Origin of the sequence: [Collinsella] massiliensis (genome assembly GCF_002161605.1) — a bacterium.
Classification (GTDB): Bacteria; Actinomycetota; Coriobacteriia; order Coriobacteriales; family Coriobacteriaceae; genus Enorma.
The window spans coordinates 20162-35719 of sequence record NZ_NFIE01000004.1 but is presented as its reverse complement, the minus strand read 5'-3'; the positions used below and the strand labels follow the sequence as shown (position 1 = coordinate 35719).

Annotated in this window: 16 protein-coding genes and 1 pseudogene; 2 read left to right on the top strand and 15 right to left on the bottom strand. The window is 63.5% G+C overall.

The features are described from left to right. Nucleotides 1–10 precede the first annotated feature (10 nt). From B5G02_RS02235 to B5G02_RS10180, 5 genes are all read right to left on the bottom strand, one after another. Nucleotides 11–1261, bottom strand: coding sequence for a zinc-ribbon domain-containing protein (locus tag B5G02_RS02235; protein ID WP_094335005.1), 1251 nt, complete (start codon nt 1259–1261; stop codon nt 11–13). A gap of 53 nt (nt 1262–1314) precedes the next feature. Continuing rightward, the gene (locus tag B5G02_RS02230; protein WP_094335004.1) at nt 1315–1593 is read right to left on the bottom strand and encodes a type II toxin-antitoxin system YafQ family toxin; all 279 of its coding nucleotides are present in this window, start codon (nt 1591–1593) and stop codon (nt 1315–1317) included. 3 nt (nt 1594–1596) lie between these two features. After that, nucleotides 1597–1881 carry a type II toxin-antitoxin system RelB/DinJ family antitoxin gene (locus tag B5G02_RS02225; RefSeq protein WP_094335003.1) on the bottom strand — a complete coding sequence of 95 codons (285 nt, stop codon included), beginning with the start codon at nt 1879–1881 and terminating at the stop codon, nt 1597–1599. A gap of 496 nt (nt 1882–2377) precedes the next feature. Beyond that, the gene (locus B5G02_RS02220) at nt 2378–3142 is read right to left on the bottom strand and encodes a hypothetical protein (RefSeq protein WP_094335002.1); all 765 of its coding nucleotides are present in this window, start codon (nt 3140–3142) and stop codon (nt 2378–2380) included. Between the two features lie 2 nt (nt 3143–3144). After that, nucleotides 3145–3987 (bottom strand): hypothetical protein, encoded by an 843-nt coding sequence (locus tag B5G02_RS10180; protein ID WP_241146132.1) that lies wholly within the window; start codon nt 3985–3987, stop codon nt 3145–3147. Nucleotides 3988–4240: 253 nt separating this feature from the next. On the opposite strand from B5G02_RS10180, the gene B5G02_RS02205 reads away from it, so the two are divergent. Together B5G02_RS02205 and B5G02_RS02200 are read left to right on the top strand one after the other, a co-directional pair. Beyond that, the gene (locus B5G02_RS02205) at nt 4241–4588 is read left to right on the top strand and encodes a type II toxin-antitoxin system RelB/DinJ family antitoxin (protein ID WP_094335001.1); all 348 of its coding nucleotides are present in this window, start codon (nt 4241–4243) and stop codon (nt 4586–4588) included. After that, a complete protein-coding gene (locus B5G02_RS02200) occupies nt 4585–5106 on the top strand; it encodes a type II toxin-antitoxin system VapC family toxin (protein WP_094335000.1) in 522 nt (173 codons plus the stop codon). The genes B5G02_RS02205 and B5G02_RS02200 overlap by 4 nt, the downstream gene beginning before the upstream one ends. A 406-nt stretch (nt 5107–5512) precedes the next feature. Here B5G02_RS02200 and B5G02_RS02195 read toward each other — a convergent pair whose 3' ends face one another. From B5G02_RS02195 to buk, 10 genes and pseudogenes are all read right to left on the bottom strand, one after another. After that, nucleotides 5513–6130 (bottom strand): SOS response-associated peptidase family protein, encoded by a 618-nt coding sequence (locus B5G02_RS02195; RefSeq protein ID WP_094334999.1) that lies wholly within the window; start codon nt 6128–6130, stop codon nt 5513–5515. 41 nt (nt 6131–6171) lie between these two features. Beyond that, a pseudogene (locus B5G02_RS02190) lies at nt 6172–6480 on the bottom strand (peptide chain release factor-like protein); the annotation flags it as partial. A gap of 112 nt (nt 6481–6592) precedes the next feature. Then, nucleotides 6593–8755, bottom strand: coding sequence for a Tex family protein (locus B5G02_RS02185; RefSeq protein WP_094334997.1), 2163 nt, complete (start codon nt 8753–8755; stop codon nt 6593–6595). Nucleotides 8756–8912: 157 nt separating this feature from the next. Beyond that, nucleotides 8913–9659 (bottom strand): GyrI-like domain-containing protein, encoded by a 747-nt coding sequence (locus B5G02_RS02180; RefSeq protein ID WP_019239071.1) that lies wholly within the window; start codon nt 9657–9659, stop codon nt 8913–8915. 80 nt (nt 9660–9739) lie between these two features. Beyond that, a complete protein-coding gene (locus B5G02_RS02175; protein ID WP_094334996.1) occupies nt 9740–10858 on the bottom strand; it encodes an MFS transporter in 1119 nt (372 codons plus the stop codon). Between the two features lie 97 nt (nt 10859–10955). Beyond that, nucleotides 10956–12155 carry an MFS transporter gene (locus B5G02_RS02170; protein WP_019239073.1) on the bottom strand — a complete coding sequence of 400 codons (1200 nt, stop codon included), beginning with the start codon at nt 12153–12155 and terminating at the stop codon, nt 10956–10958. Nucleotides 12156–12180: 25 nt separating this feature from the next. Then, on the bottom strand, nt 12181–12423 hold the full coding sequence (locus tag B5G02_RS02165; RefSeq protein WP_019239074.1) for an acyl carrier protein: 243 nt from the start codon (nt 12421–12423) through the stop codon (nt 12181–12183). 130 nt (nt 12424–12553) lie between these two features. Beyond that, entirely contained in the window at nt 12554–12970 is a 417-nt protein-coding gene (locus B5G02_RS02160) for a Zn-ribbon domain-containing OB-fold protein (RefSeq protein ID WP_019239075.1), read from the bottom strand. A gap of 15 nt (nt 12971–12985) precedes the next feature. Continuing rightward, nucleotides 12986–14272, bottom strand: a complete 1287-nt coding sequence (locus tag B5G02_RS02155) for a thiolase C-terminal domain-containing protein (protein ID WP_094334995.1) — start codon at nt 14270–14272, stop codon at nt 12986–12988. A 178-nt stretch (nt 14273–14450) separates the two neighbouring features. After that, nucleotides 14451–15557 (bottom strand): butyrate kinase, encoded by a 1107-nt coding sequence (gene buk, locus B5G02_RS02150; protein ID WP_019239077.1) that lies wholly within the window; start codon nt 15555–15557, stop codon nt 14451–14453. Nucleotide 15558 lies beyond the last annotated feature (1 nt).

Genomic DNA, 15558 nt, shown 5'->3' with positions numbered 1-15558 from the left:
CGACAGTGGTTCATCCTCGGGTCATCTTCTTGATCCTCGACGCCACTGTCTCGCACCACACATGCGACGGGTCGCTCACACTCACCCACTCCGGCTTGAAATCTAGTTTGCTATGAGGCTTGATATTCCACGGACTAATGGGATTGCGGGGGCTCCATTCACGTGCAAGCTCTGGATACTGCCACGCAAGGGATCCCATTACTTTGCCGCACGAGGGGCAGCGGTTATTCATACGCTTCTCTCGATCGCGCACCGTTTCAATCCATTCATGTCCACATGCCATACAGCGCCACCGCACCGAGCGTTTGCTCCCGCTCTTTACCGTATCCGGCGTGTACTTCGCGCCGTCAATGGCTTCAGCCCATTCTTCTGCAAGCTCGGGGTTTGTGTCGCGCAGGTACTCTTGATTAGCCGCCGTCTTCGTGCGGAGGCCTCGGCATACCATACAACCATCAACCAAATAGCTATACGGCGTTTGGTTGGGACGATGCCCATTTGGGCAACGGAAATGCCTCAAATGCGAGCTTACAACAGGAACGCCCTCGGGAGAGGAATCGTCGTCCCATGCAGCAAGTAACTCCGGGAAGTCCGTGACCAGTTTCCCCTTCACCTGAGCATAGATGTATCGTGTCGGTTCTTTCGCATGACGTTCGGCGGCCGCGATTATACTCGCCGCACCAGGTGTACGCGGAGCAATTTTCCGCTCCGTGCGAGACGTGCACGGCTGCTTTGCCTCGCTGCCGAAAGCAACACCTTTCTTGAAAGTTTTTCGGCATTGGCAGCCGAACACCACATCCCCAGGTCTCTGCGGAAGCAATCGTCCACACGCGGTGCATCGTACGACTAAAACGTCATCGCCCGGATGATTGCCATGCAGCAAATCGACGAGCTCATACCCGTGTTCCTCCGCCAAGCGCGCAGCATTGTTCCAATCGAGGCCGCACTCTTCACGCAGCACGCCCTGCTGCATGAGCTCGCGACGCGAGTAGCCGCTCTCGATGAGCTTCTGCACTCCCCTATCGTATAGCTGGCGCGCACTGCCATACCAGGCGAGCCAGTAGCATGCACGACACGTGCGCTCGCCTATCTTGTTCTTGTGGCGAATGTACTGCAGCTTATAATGCGCCTCCACGCCACAACGCGCACAGCGTGTAAGCAAATAGTCATCGTTTCGGTACGTTCCTGTAGGACTATACGGTTGCGACAATTTAAGTCCCGCCCGCGCCAGAATCGCATCGAGTTCGTCGTTGGACAACTTCATTGCGGCACCTCGCAAACCCGTTGATTACTTAATCACTCCCGCCAAGAGGCAGCTCATAGCCCCAACAGCTCGCTATGGCTCCCAGTACGCGTCGCGACGAGCACAAGCCCATCCTCGTCGACGCGGTATATGAGAAGCCAGTCGGGCTCGATATGGCACTCGCGATGCCCGTGATACGTTCCCCCAAGCGAATGGTCGCGCATCGCGTCGGGCAAAACTTCCTGGCATACAAGTGCCTCAAGAGTTCGCTCGAGCTTCGAAAGATCCTTACCCTGTCGCTTGATGCGCCTGTAATCCTTCTTGAATTTGGTAGTGAATCTCAGCTCCAGCATGGCCTACTCCTCGTCGAGGGCAGCCATAGCCTCTTTGACGGTGCGATAGGGGCCGGAAAGGTTCCTGCCCGCCACCGCATCATCCATCGCTGACAGCGTCTCCTGGCTGAACCCGTAGGGATTCGACGGGTCGAAGGGGAAGCCTCCGCGACGGTTGAACGCGGAAACAAACATACGGATAGCGTTGCTCGGCGACGTGCCGATCTCGTCACAGATGAGGGTGAACCGATCCTTCTCGTCTTTGCGGAGCTTTGCGGAAATGGACTCGGTTGCAGCCGCGGTAGGCATGATTGCTCCCTACTACAATATCCTACATTGTCTGATATTGTATACCCATTGCGCCCAGAATTACCCCGCCTCCTTATTGTTCGTGACGGCTTTGTTGCCGCCGCAGGCTACTTGAAGATGTGCGCCCCAGCGACGTGAAGAATGATGGGCTGCCCGCTCTGAACCCCGAGCCAGTCGAGGTCGAGTGCTCGGTAGACGTTGACTGGTGGCTTGAGTAGGGGGCGCGGCCAGACAGGCTTATTCCCCAGGCGACACCCCGGCAGACTCTCGCGCCACGGCGTGCCGCAGGCTTTCGTAGCCACGTCGTCCACGATAAGTGCAGCCTACAAGATTATTCTCAGTAGAATAATTCTCATCAGAATAATCTTGTCAGTACGCAATTGGACAGAATGGGCGCCCTTCGCTGCGTACCACATATGATAAAGTAACCTATTTCTTCCTATAGAGGTTTTCATCAACCACGTTCGCCACCACGCCCCAAAGACAGTAGGGCAAATCATGCTTTTTCTCGTGCAACATAAAGCTTCATCTTCCTTGTTGCTCGGTCTTCTATCACCCCGTGCAACTCTTTGCCATATTGTTGTACAAGTGTGCACACGCGTCGAAGCTCACCCTCTGTGCTTGGCTCAAAGGGAAGATGACCCTCCTTGGAATTTGTTATATCAACACGGAGGCAGCCATCCACATCTGTGAAAGCGCGCAACTTAACAAGGCATCGATCGTTCTTGCCCTCGAACTTGGCAACACTATTATTAAGCGCGCCAGCATAAGCATGATAACCTTGAAGGTAATACCAGATCTTCGCCGGCATGAGCTCAATTTCGTCGACGAACTGGACGAATCGCTCGTCTTTCAGCAAGAACGGAATGCCTTTTTGGAGAAATGTCTTCTTGTTTGAATAGTCCGGAATGAGCAACGCGCGCTTCTGCCGCTCCCTATACTCCTCTTCAAACCAGCTCATATACAGCTGCGACAGTAGCGCGGTAGAGAGTGGGAACGTCGCCGTGCCGTAAACCACGGCGTCCATTCCGCAATATGGACACAGGGCCGTATCATCGCCGTCCTCCTCATGCATCCACTCGGAGATCTCATCCGCACGAAACCGACTCCCACAGTGGAAACAACCACACTGGCGAGCGTGACGCTTACCAAGAACTGTCCTGTTATACGCCGTAAGACGATTGAGGGCATCCTTGTCTTCATAGTGCAGATATGGGACGGGAACCGACGGCTTATCGGGAACGATATGAGGCTCTTTCATCCCTAGCACCACCTTATGGGGTTACCGGTCTCGAGCGAAGCGAGAAGCAGTCGCCGGATCCGCTCCGCCGTCCCGTACTTCCCCTCCCACAGAAAGGGGGCTTTCTCCGACGTAACGTAGAACTCGCGCTCCGCTCGCCTCTCCTCCCCAACGCCGATACCGTCGAATGTCAGCGTCTCTTTTCCCGTATCGAGACACGTGATATACACCTGCTGGTAACCATTGGGAGCAGGTTTGCCCACAGGGCGCTGCTTGAAATGCGTCGTTTCGACGCGTGGGAGGCCGGCGTGCTCGAAATACACCTTTCCGCCTGCCATGCCGACCTCGTCGTACGGACCGCGCGTCCAAGCGAACGTGCTTCCTGGCGTCGACGTCCAAATCTTTTCTTCGGTCTCCGCATCAACGAGCACCCACTCATCAACGTTGGTGATTATCTCTAGAAAACGATCGAGTTCCTTGAGTGTTGCCTCCGCAAGCTCTACCGGATAGATGCCACCATTTCCGTGGGGGAGCATGTGACTCAGCAGAGGAAACTCCGCCTCACCACCGGCTTCCTCGACCCGTGACTCAAACTCCGCAACACCCGCCCAGTTACTCACCCATTCAACTACATAGTCACCGTTTTCGTGTTCGCAACAATGATCGGACCAGTCGTAGAACGCCTTCTCAAGTTCGCCGTAGCGGGCGGCGAAGCAACGGCGTCCAAGCTCGGCACGCCTCGCATCAAGCCTCCGAGACGCGAGATAGCCCTCTCCGCCGGCATAGAGGTCATCATAGGGCACCGGCCCCGGCTTGAGCTTTCCCTCTTCAAAGCACCGGCAACGTACCGTCGCATCAAGCCCCATATTCCGCACCTCCGTTTCCAATGGAAATCGTCACTGAGGAAACCATATTCCTCCGTGCGGACATAATTAGATGGCTCTTTTGAACGAACTTGAGCAGCTTGCATGCCTGCGCACCAGTGCCTGGCAGATACGGCCTCGTCGATAACTAGGAATGATAAAGGCATCTGACACCATTCCTTCTCAAATGCGAGAACGGTGACAGCTCTTTTGTCATGCTATACTTATTTCAGAATTCGTATAGCAGGAGGCTGACATGTCTGCCGTGCAGATGAACGTCCGGATGGATTACGCTCTCAAGGCATCCGGCAACGCCGTTATCGCCGAGCTTGGATACACGCCGTCGCAGGTCGTGCGCGCGCTGTGGGAATACGCCACCGTGCAGGGCACGCTCCCACCCGCCTTGACGCATCTGCTGCGCGCTGATCAAGATGCCGGTGCGATGGACAGTGGCACACCCGACCGCGCATCCAAGGGCGCCTTGATCGTTTCGTCCTTCTATCAGAAGGTCGGCATCGAGGAACCAGTGGGCGGTGACATCGATTACGACGAGCTTCGCGAGCTTGCCGCAGCCGAGCAGCTTGAGAAATGGGGGCTCGCATGACAAAATCCCCGCGCAAGGACGTGCGCTCCCCTATCAAGATCCTCGTCGACACCAACATCTGGCTTGACTACTTCCTCGCACGCGGCGCGCATCACCATGCGGTGAGTACGTTTATAGCGATGGCGTACGGACACGAGGACATCGCGCTCTATGTCCCATCGCTCTCACTCAAGGATCTGGCGTATCAGCTGGCAAGTCTCATGAAGCTCGATGCACGGCGCGCCGGGAAGGACATCACGCCCGATATCGCCGCTGCGGCGCGCGAGGTGTCCTGGGGATGTGTACGCAATGTGCTCGAAAAAGCCCTCGTCGCACCCATCGGCCACGCGGAGGTGCTCGGCGCGTTCACCTACAAGCGCGTCCACGACGATTTCGAGGACGATCTCGTCCTCGCGGCGCTCGACGCCGTCGGCGCGAACTTCCTTATGACCCACGATGACGCGCTCAGACGACACGCGGGCAATTTCTGCATAACCTCCGAAGAGGGGCTCGAGCTGCTCACCGAACTTGACGGATAACAACCCAAGCGGAGCTCGACACCCTTCTCAAATTTTACAGTCACCCCGAGCGCCCATCACATCCGTCGGGCTCGTGCCCACCATGCGTTTCTGAACCGTGGGCGCCACGTGTGCGGGCTACGATAGGCGTGCTTGCCATAGCCTGCTCCTTGAAAAAACCGCCCCTGGCAGAACCAAGAGTGGCTCGATGATACAACAATGAAGCCTGATCGTTGTCGTCAGAATGGGTTGAAACGAACCCGTCCCCAACCAACCGTTGCTCGGTGGATGTTGACTGGTGGCTCAAGTAGGAGAGGCACGGTTTCAAATAGCGCCTCGGAGAAGGCGCCGCTGCACAAGAAATCGCATCAAAGTCGGTCGTGTTACCTCAAGCCAGAGCGATGCGCCCCGCCCCCGCCTCAGCCCCCTACCGCTCAGGCTCCGCCTGCAGATCGACCCCGTCACGATTCGCGAGGCGCTCGAAGTCCGGGCCGAGCCATACGCTCGACTCGCCCGGGCCGAGCACGAGCGGCATGCGGTTGTGCACCGGGGCCACGCTGGCGTTCGGCTCGACGGTGACGATCGAGAGGCATCCGTCCTCATAGATCCCCGCGAGCAAAAACGCTCGCGCGCCGGGCAGCCGGAACCGGTACTGCCTGCGCACCATCTTACCCGTGCGCTCGCTCTTCACGCGCTCGCTGCCATGGGTCTCGTAGAACGCGCGCACCGGTACCAGGCACCGCCCCTGCAAGATGGCGGAGCTCCACATGCCCCGCCCCTCGCGCGCCTGCTGCAGCGCGGTCTCCAGGCGCGTGTTGAACACCGCATGCGGCTTATCCTTCAAGGGAAATCCCCAGGTGAGCGACACGGTCACCAGCGCGCCATCCTCCGCGCGCTCATAGGCCGCAACCGTCGAGCCAGGATACGCGTCGGCCACATCAGCGAAATCATCAACCTCATCAAGCGCATGGGAACCCGGCGTCAGGCGCGCGTCGAGCACCTCCTGCGCTTCGTCCGCCGTCAGCGCGCACATCCTCATGCACATGGCTCCACCTCGCAAACGGTAGCCCTACAACTCACCCCAGGCTACCACTCGCCGCCGCACGCACCCCGCGAGCGCTTGAGCTCGGAGCGATGGCGCTTGTCGGCGAGCCGGCGCTCGCGGGCGGCCTTGGGCACCTTCGTCTTCTTGCGCACACGCGGGGGCTGGGCGCGGCGCTTGATGATCCGCACGAGCTTCTGCAGGCAGAGCTGGCGGTTCTGAAACTGGCTGCGCGTCTCGCGCGCGGTCACGGTGATGCCCGTGGGGACATGCGTCATGCGCACCGCGGAGTCCGTGGTGTTCACGCCCTGCCCGCCCGGGCCCTTCGCGCGAAACACCTGGACCTCGCAATCGTGCGCGAGTTCCTCGGCGCTCATCTGCGCATACCGTGCATACTCACGCCACGTCATGGCTACTCCTCCCCCGTCGCCTCATCGCTCCACGCGCGAAGCCAGCGCCGCGTGCCTACTTGCCCTCCACCATGGTGAGCGAGATCTTCCCGCGTTCGCGATCGACCTTCTCGACCCACACCTTCACGGTATCGCCCACGGCGACCACGTCGCTCGGGTGCTTCACGAAGCGGCGCGCGAGCTTGGAGATGTGCACGAGGCCATCCTGGTGCACGCCCACATCCACGAACGCGCCGAAATCGACCACGTTGCGCACGGTGCCCGTGAGCTCCATGCCGGGTTGCAGATCGTCAATGGAAAGTGCCGCGCGGCTGAACACCACCTCCGGCGCGTCGTCGCGCGGGTCGCGTCCGGGCTTCTTGAGCTCGTCGATGATGTCGAAGAGCGTCATGAGGCCGCATCCGAGCTCGCCCGCGAGCGCCGAGACGCTGCCCACGCGGCGGTCGATGTCCGGGATGCCGCCCGCCGCGAGATCCTTCGCCGTCACCCCGGCACGGTCGAGCACGCCCATGGCCACCTCGTAGCTCTCCGGATGCACCGCCGTCGCGTCGAGCGGGTTCTTGCCGCCCGCGATGCGGAGGAACCCCGCGCACTGCTCATATGCCTTCGGCCCCAGCTTGGGCACCTCCTTGAGCTGCTTGCGGTCGGTGAACGCGCCGTGCTCCTCGCGATACGCCACGATGTTGCGCGCCACGGTGGGCGTGATGCCGGAAACGTAGCCCAGCAGGCTCGCGCTCGCCGTGTTCGCATCCACGCCCACGCGGTTCACGACGTCCTCCACCACGTGCCCGAGCGTGCGCGCGAGCTCTGCCTGATCCAGGTCATGCTGGTACTGGCCCACGCCGATGGACTGGGGCGGGATCTTCACGAGCTCCGCGAGCGGATCTTGCAGTCGGCGCCCCAGGCTCATGGCGCCGCGCGTGGTCACATCGAGGTCCGGGTACTCCCGGCTTGCGAGCTCGCTTGCCGAGTACACGGACGCACCCGCCTCGTTCACGATGGTGTAGCGCAGCTCCGGCGCCTGCTCCGCGATGAACTCGGACACGACCTCCTCCGTCTCGCGGCTCGCCGTGCCGTTGCCGATGACGATGGTGTTGATGTCGTAGCGCTTGACGAGACGCGCGAGCTCGCGCTTCGTGCCCGCAACATCGCGGCGCGGCGGCGTGGGGTACACGACGCCGTGGTCGAGCAGCTTGCCCGTCTCGTCGAGCACCGCCACCTTGCAGCCCGTGCGGTAGCCCGGGTCGAGCGCGATGATGCGAGCGCCGCGCACCGGACGGGCCGAGAGTAGGCTCTCCAGGTTCTTGCCAAACACCTTGATCGCCTCCGTCTGCGCGCGCACGGTGAGCTTAGCGCGCAGCTCGCGCTCGAGCGAAGGCGCCATGAGGCGCTTGTAGCCGTCGGCGATGGCGGCGTCGAGCACCGGCGCGAAGGGGCCCTGCCGGCGCGGCCAGCGGCTCCCCAGGCGGGCGACGGCCGCCTCCGTATCCACCCCGACGCGCACGCGGAGCTTCCCCTCGCGCTCGCCGCGGTCGATGGCGAGGACGCGGTGGTTGGGGATCTTGCGCGCCGGCTCGGAGAAGTCATAGTAGGGCTCATACGGGGTCTTCTCCGTCGCATCCACGGCAACCGACACGATCTCGCCCGTGCCCTCGGTGAAGGAGCGCAGGTCGGCGACGTTCTCGGCGTCCTCCGCCACCGTCTCGGCCACGATGTCCTGCGCGCCGGCGAGTGCCTTCTCGGGCGTGTTGTAACCGGCATCGGCGGCCTCGGGCGTGACGTAGGCCGCGGCGATGTCGAGCGGGGTCTGGGCGTCCTTGGGCGCGATCTGCATGATGATCATGTTCGCGAGCGGCTCGAGCCCCGCCTCCCGCGCCTTCTGCGCACGCGTCTGGCGCTTCTTGCGATACGGCTTGTAGAGGTCCTCCACGCGCTGGAGCTGCGTGGCGGCGCGGATCTCGGCCTCGAGCTCCGGCGTGAGCTTGCCCTGCGCGCCGATGAGCAGGATGACGTCCTCCTTGCGCTGCTCGAGGTTGCGCAGGTAGGTCAGGCGGTCATCGAGGGCGCGCAGCGCGACGTCGTCCATGCCGCCCGTGGCCTCCTTGCGGTAGCGGGCGATGAACGGGATGGTGTTGCCCTCGTCGATGAGCTCGACGGCGGCTTGGACGGCAGTCGGCTTGAGGCCGAGCTCAGCGGCGAGCGTGGCGATGATGTCCATGAGGCGGTGCCTTTCTGGTTTGAGATCCGGGCGCGAGCCCGGGCAGCGCGGGCGCGCACGGCGCCCGGCGATCATCCGTGCAAGGTGCACTAGCTTAGCGCAACGCGCGCCCGATTGCACCGGGTCGCACCCGGGTGAGGCGTAGCGCCGCACCCCGCTAGGGTTCGCGCACGGGGTGCCGAATCACCGTTTTGAGCTGCTCGGGCTTGGTGCGCCGCGGGTCACCGAGATAGATCTCGTGATGAAGGCGCACCGCGGGAACCGCCCCGTCCACATCGAGCGCATCGAGCATCGTCTTGGCATCGAACGCCTCCGTCGCGGCATGGCCTGCGGGTGATTCCCCGCCCGATGCGATGTCGGGTACGAACCCTTCCCCTTCGACGAACGCGGAGAGCTTCTCGATCGTCGCCGACTCGCTGTCGTACGATCCCTTATGCAAAACCTGGGCGCAGCGCCCCTCGGCAAACCGGACCAGGCGCAGCCGCCCCGCTTCGAGCGCGCCCGCCAGCTCCGGCTTCTTCTGGGCGACCAGCTCGCACACGCGTCCGAACACCTCGGGCGTGACGAAATCCGGCTGCCGGATGAGCGACACCCACGAGAGCGCCTGCTTGTTGCCGATGCGCGCACCGTCGAACGCGCCGACACCCGTCCACCACAATCCCTCGAGCGGGGGCACCACGAAGTCGAAATATCCCTCGGGCTGCCACGCGCCCTTCTTGGTCATCTTCACGGTATACGAAAACGCATAGAGCAGGGCGAGCGCCGCTTGGTAGGCACCATCCTGCTCGTTGGGATCGCCCGTCCCCGCGACGGCGACGAAGCTCATCGCCGGGACATCGATGATCGCCGGTTGCTCTTTGGGCTGGTACAGGTCGCGAAACGCGCGCTTGAAATCGTATGCCATGAGCGAGCCTTCCCCTTACGTCTGCTGGCATCAGCATACTAGAACATATGTTCGCAATCAAGGGGAAGACGCATGTAAAATTACCCCTGGGGTGTTTTTACATCGTGCCGCGGGTTATCCGCGCACGCACGGTTCTGGACGATTCGCATGAGCGGCGGGAACGCGACCGCGCCGACCGCGCCCAGGATGAACGTGAGCACCACGCCCGCCTTCGCGCCGAAGCGGTCGCCGATGATGCCCGCCCCGAAGCTTCCCGCACAGGCGAGGAACGACGTGAGCGTCATGATGAGCGTGCTCTGGTCGAGTGTGAAACCCACCTCGATGAGCCGCGGCACGAGCTGCACCATGATGCCGCCGGAGAACACGAGCTGCAGGCCGAGCACGACGGTGAGCAGCACGAACACGGGGTTCGCGAAGAAGCGCCTGATCTCGCTCGCCGCTGGGGCGTGCCGTGCGGCGCCCGCCTCCTCAAGCTCCGCCGTCGCAGTCGCTTCCGCCGCGCCCGTCGCCGCGCCCGCCGCCAGCTCCGCATCCTCCGCGAGCTCCGCGCTCGCGGGATCCGCCACCGGCGCGCAGCGCTCCATCGTGTCGGGCGCGAACCCGCGCTGCTCCGGCCAGTCGGAGATGAGCGCCATGAGCAGCACGAGCGCCACGAGCGCGAAGACCACGAACGGCACCGTGGAGAGCGCGGGCCCCAGGGTGCGATACGCCCAGGTATACACCATCGAGGACACGGACCCCAGCAAGATGCCCATGGACGCGAAGCCCTGCACCGTCCCCTTGCGGGTGGGGAACCATCGCGTGATGAGCACGGGCATGGTGTTGTAGCCCCACGCGGACGCGGCGGCGTTCGCGAGGCACATTGCCACCACGAACACGCCCACCTGCGTCGATATACCCATGGCGAGCACGCCGGCGATGAACATCACGCCCCAGGCGATGCAGACCGGCTTGGCCGAGCGGCGCGACGCCATGCGCCCGGCGATGTAGCCGGTAACGACGTTGATGAACGACGCGACGGACATCCCGCCCGTGAGCAGCGCGGCATCCCAGCCGCGGTCCGCCTCGAAGAGCACGGAGGCCACGTTCACGATGCTCGACACCACGCCGGTGAGGACGTAGCACATGAGTGAGCAGAGGATGAGCGGCCAGGCGCGCCAGTAGCGATAGGTGACAGCCGGCTTGTTCTGTGCATCCATCAAGATAATCAACACCAATCAAAAAAGTCGGCGGGGCATGCATGTACCCCCGCCGACTCTTATTTCACATTAGCGTACCATTTGCGCAGCTCACAGCCTATCCGGCCTGAACCTCGGTCTCGGTGGAAGCAGCCTTGGGGCTCTTCACCTTAGCAAAGTACACGGCAGAGACAACACCGACGATCGCGGCGAGCCCAGCGCACACCATGAAGGAATCGGCCGCGGTGCCACCGAAGGCGCCCGCCACGCCGCCGATCATCATGGGCGAGAAGAAATTGCCGAGCGAGCCGGAGGAGTTCAGGATGGCGAGGTTGAACGCCATGCCCACGGTGTCGGACGCCTCGGAGACGTACTGCGAGCTGATCGCGTTGTACACGGCATAGGCGAACGACATCGCGAACGCGCCGGCGAAGACGGGCATGATGCTGCCCGCGGTGAAGATGAGCACCGCGCCGATGGCGCCGAGGATGGCGTTCACCGTGAGCGTCTGGCGCTTGAAGAGACGGTGCACGGGGATCACGAGCAGGCCGCCGATGGCGCCCACGAGCGTGTTGACCGACGAGACGTTACCGGACATGACCGTGTCGCCCAAGCCGGTCTGAGCCAGGAACATCGAGATGTTGTTGCTGAAAACCTGGTTGCAGGAGAAGTAGAAGAACACCATGAGGGAGACGACGATGACCTCGCGCGGGATGCGGGCGCGCTGGGTCTTACCGGTCTCGGCGACCTCCTTCTTGCCCTTGGGCAGGACGATGAACATGACCACGAGCACGACCGCGATGATGAGATAGGTGTAGTAAGCCATCCACCAGTTCTCGGCGCCCAGGCGCCCGGCCACCATGGTGTAGAGCGTGCCGCCGAGGCCGACGAACACCGAGCACAGGCCGAAGAGCAGGCCGCGCGAGTCGCCCTCGAAGTAGTCGGTGATCATGGCGCCGACGGTGTTCTGCACGCCGCCCATGGCGAAGCCGACGGCGATGGCGGCGAAGAGCGCCGGGTAGATGCTGTCATGGAACGCGACGGGCAGCAGGCCCACGAGGTAGATCGCCGTGGAGATGAGCATGCCCGTGCGGCGGTACATGTAGCGCGCGAGGCGGGCGAACACGAAGCTGCCCGCAATGGCGGCGAACGACGAGCAGGAGACGAGCATCTGGATGAGCATGGCGGGCGTGTCGGGGAACGCCTGGGCCACGGCGCCGAGGATCGGCACCGGGACGAGGATGCTCATGATGGTGAACGTGCCGGAGTAGAAGCCCACGAGCGCGCGGACCTGCTCCTTCGAGATCTTGAGAGCCATGGTAGTCCCTTTCGAAAACGCGCGCTTACGCGTCCTGCTCGGCGATCATGTCGGCGAGGTCCTGGAACGTCTTGTACGTGCCGAACTCGGCGAGCGGGATCACCACGTCGAAGTGATTCTCGATCATGGCGCACATGCCCATGCGGTTGAGCGAGTTGGTGCCGAGGGTCGCGGAGATGTCGGTGTCGGCGGCGAGCGTGGAGGCGTCGGCCTTGTAGACGATGGCGGCGTCCTCGATGAGCTTGGCGATGATCTCGTCCTTGGTCATGATGTACTCCTATCTGGAAGAAGGTTTGCGATGTGGTCGGTGCGGCAACGCTGCCGCGAGATGGGCGCGGGGGTGCGAGAGGAGACGGGACGCGCCCCCGCGCAACGGGGTGATCGGTGGGGCCGAAGGCTTACAGCGCGTCCTTGTCGACCTCGAAGAGGAGTGTGGTGTAGCCGTCCATGGGCACGAACTTCGCGTGCACGGGCACGGGGAGCTTCGCGCGGATGGCGTCCGCGTTCTCGGCATTCACGCCGAAGATCGTGGAGTTGAACTCGCAGCCCTCCTCGAGCTGGACGATGCCGAAGCAGTAGTCGCCGATGGCGGCGAGCTTGTTGTCGGCGTTGAGCGACACGGGAAGGATCACACTCTTGAGCACGCCCTTGCCGGAAAGCTCGACCCACTCCGTCTCGTGATAGCCGCACTCGTTGCACGCGTAATGCGGCGGGAACTCCACGGCACCGCACTCGGTGCACTTGCGGCCATAGATGATGCCCTGCTCAAGCCCCTGGTAGAACTTGAGGACGTTGCGTTCAAGCGTAAGCGCCATTTGTACAACACTCCTTTACTCGTCGACGGTGCGGAGGACAGCGATGCGGACGTTCTGGCCGCCGCCGAAGCCGCGCAGCATGGCGGTCTTCGGAAGCTTCTTGACCTGGTGCGCGCCAGCCTCGCCGCGCATCTGGATGACGGCCTCGTAGACGTCGGCGGCACCCGAGGCGCCGAAGGCGTGGCCATAGGAGGTGCGGCCGCCGTTCGTGTTGATGGGACGGTCGCCGTCGAAGGCGGTGCGGCCCTCCATGACGTACTTCCAGCCCTCGCCGCGCGGCAGGTAGCCCACTTCCTCGGCCGCGAGCAGCTGCGAGGAGAGGATGAAGTCGTTCACGAGGAGCAGGTCGATGTCCTCGGGCTTGATGCCCGTGAGCTCGTAGATCTGCTTGGCCGCCTCGGCGGTGGCGTCGCGCTCGAGGTGCGGGCGGGCGCTCTCGAGGCAGGAGGCGGAGACGCCGAGCACCTCGATGGGGGTCTTGTTGAACTGCTTGGCCATCTCGGTCGGGCAGACGATGAAGCACGCCGCGCCGTCCGCGCTGGGGGCGTTGCCGGTCACGCGCAGGTACTGCGTGGTGTGCGGGTTGAACGGCGAGCGCAGATAATCCATGGGGTCATCGAAGCCGAAGCGCTTGGCGATGTCCTCGAAGGGCTCGCGCTCGAGGGCGAGCGGGTTGAGCGCCGCGGCGCGGCGTCCCTGGTAGGACATCATGTTGAGCACGTCGTCCACCTGCTCGGCGGTGAGGCCGTACTCCTTGCGGTACACGTCGATCCAGTCGTCCTGGCCGATGGCGCCGCCGCCGAGGTAGCGCGTGTAGGCGCGGTCGATGATGGCGTCGAGGTCGGGCCAGATGTCCTCGGCGGTCATGGGGCGACGGAAGCACGCGGGCTTCTTGCCGTCGGGCAGGCCCGTGGCCATCTCCACGCCGCCGGAGAGCACGATGTCGTGTGCGCCGGAAGCGACCGCCATGACGGCCTGCTCGAGGGCGACGTAGCCGGTCGCGCACGCCTCGGAGTGGTGCACCGAACCGCGGCCGCGCATGCCGAACCACTCGGCCACCTGCATGGCGGGGGTCACCGCGTCGTTGAACATCTTGGGGTTCGCGGAGCCGTGATAGAAGTACTCGACGTCGCGCGGCTCGAGGCCGGCGTCCTCCATGGCCTTGAGGGCGGCGTAGCCGAAGCAATCGCCCTCCGTGAGGCCCAGCAGATCCGGATCCTCGTTGATGTTCATGAACGGCGTCGCGCCGACACCGATGATGGAGACGCTCCGGCTGAGCTTGCCAAGCTTCCCGTGTACCATATTCCACCTTCCTTACCTGTTCGCCTCGGGACCCTTCCCGTTGCTTGATTGATACGTTACGCGCTGGCTACCAGCGCATTAAGAGCGAAACCCTGCTGCCTGTGCCATGGCCTGGAACACATCGGGCGCATGTGTCGCACCGCGCGGGACGCCCTGTCCCAGGGGTGGGCGCGGAGCCTCACCCCTCGAAGCCCTGGAACACCGGCACCCCGGTGTAGACCTTGGGCTCCTCCTCGCCTGCGAGCACGCGCACGGCGCCGGATGCCATGGCCTCGAGCTCGAACTCGCCCGGATACGCGCTCACGGGGGCGATCCAGCCGCACGTGCGCTCGATGTGCGCCACGAGGCCGGCGTCGTGCACCATCCCGCCGCCCAGCAGGATGCCGTCGACCTTCCCCTCGAGCACGCCCGCCATCGCGGCGATGCTCCGGGTGATCTGGTAGAGCATGGTGCTCCACGCGCGCTCGGCCGCCGCGTCGCCCGCCTGGGCGCGCGCGGTCACCTCGCGGGCGTCCGAGGTGCCGAGCAGGCTCACGAACCCGCCCGACTTCATGCACAGGCGCCGCACCTCGTCCACGCTGTGGCCGGCCTCGAGGTAGTCGAGCACCTCCACCACGGGCACGCCGCCGCAGCGCGTGGGCGCCATCATGCCCTCGCCGCCCACGATGTCGTAGCCGTCGATCATCTTGCCGGCACGGTGCGCGGAAATGGAGATGCCGCCGCCGATATGGCACACGATGAAGTTGCAGTCCTCGTAGCGCTTCCCCTGGGAGGCCGCATGGCGGATGGCCGTCTCCTTGAGGTTGAGCGCATGCAGGTGCACGTGGCGGTAGACGCCCTTGATGCCCGTCATGCGCGCCTCGTCGCACAGCTCGTCCGTGTCCGGCGGGTTGACCACGAACGCCCGCTTGCCGTAGGCGCTCGCGAGCTCGTGCGCAAGCTGGCTGCCGAGCTGCGCGGGGTGCTGCACGCCGTTCGCGCCGGCGCGCGCGTGCTCGAGCATCGTCTCGTTCACCTCGTAGGTGCCGCCCTCGACGGGCATGAGGCCGCCGCCGCGCCCCACGAAGGCGTCGATGGTCGCAAGGTCGATGTCGTTCTCCTCGAGCGCAGCGAGGATCGTCTCGCGGCGGTACGGGAGCTGGGAGGAGACGTCCGGGAACTCCGCCAGCTTGGCGGCGTCGTGGTCGACGGTCTTGGTGAAGACCGAGCGGTCGCCCTCGAACACGCCCACCTTCGTGGAGGTGGAACCGGGGTTGATGACCAGGATGCGATATGCCCGCTCCATG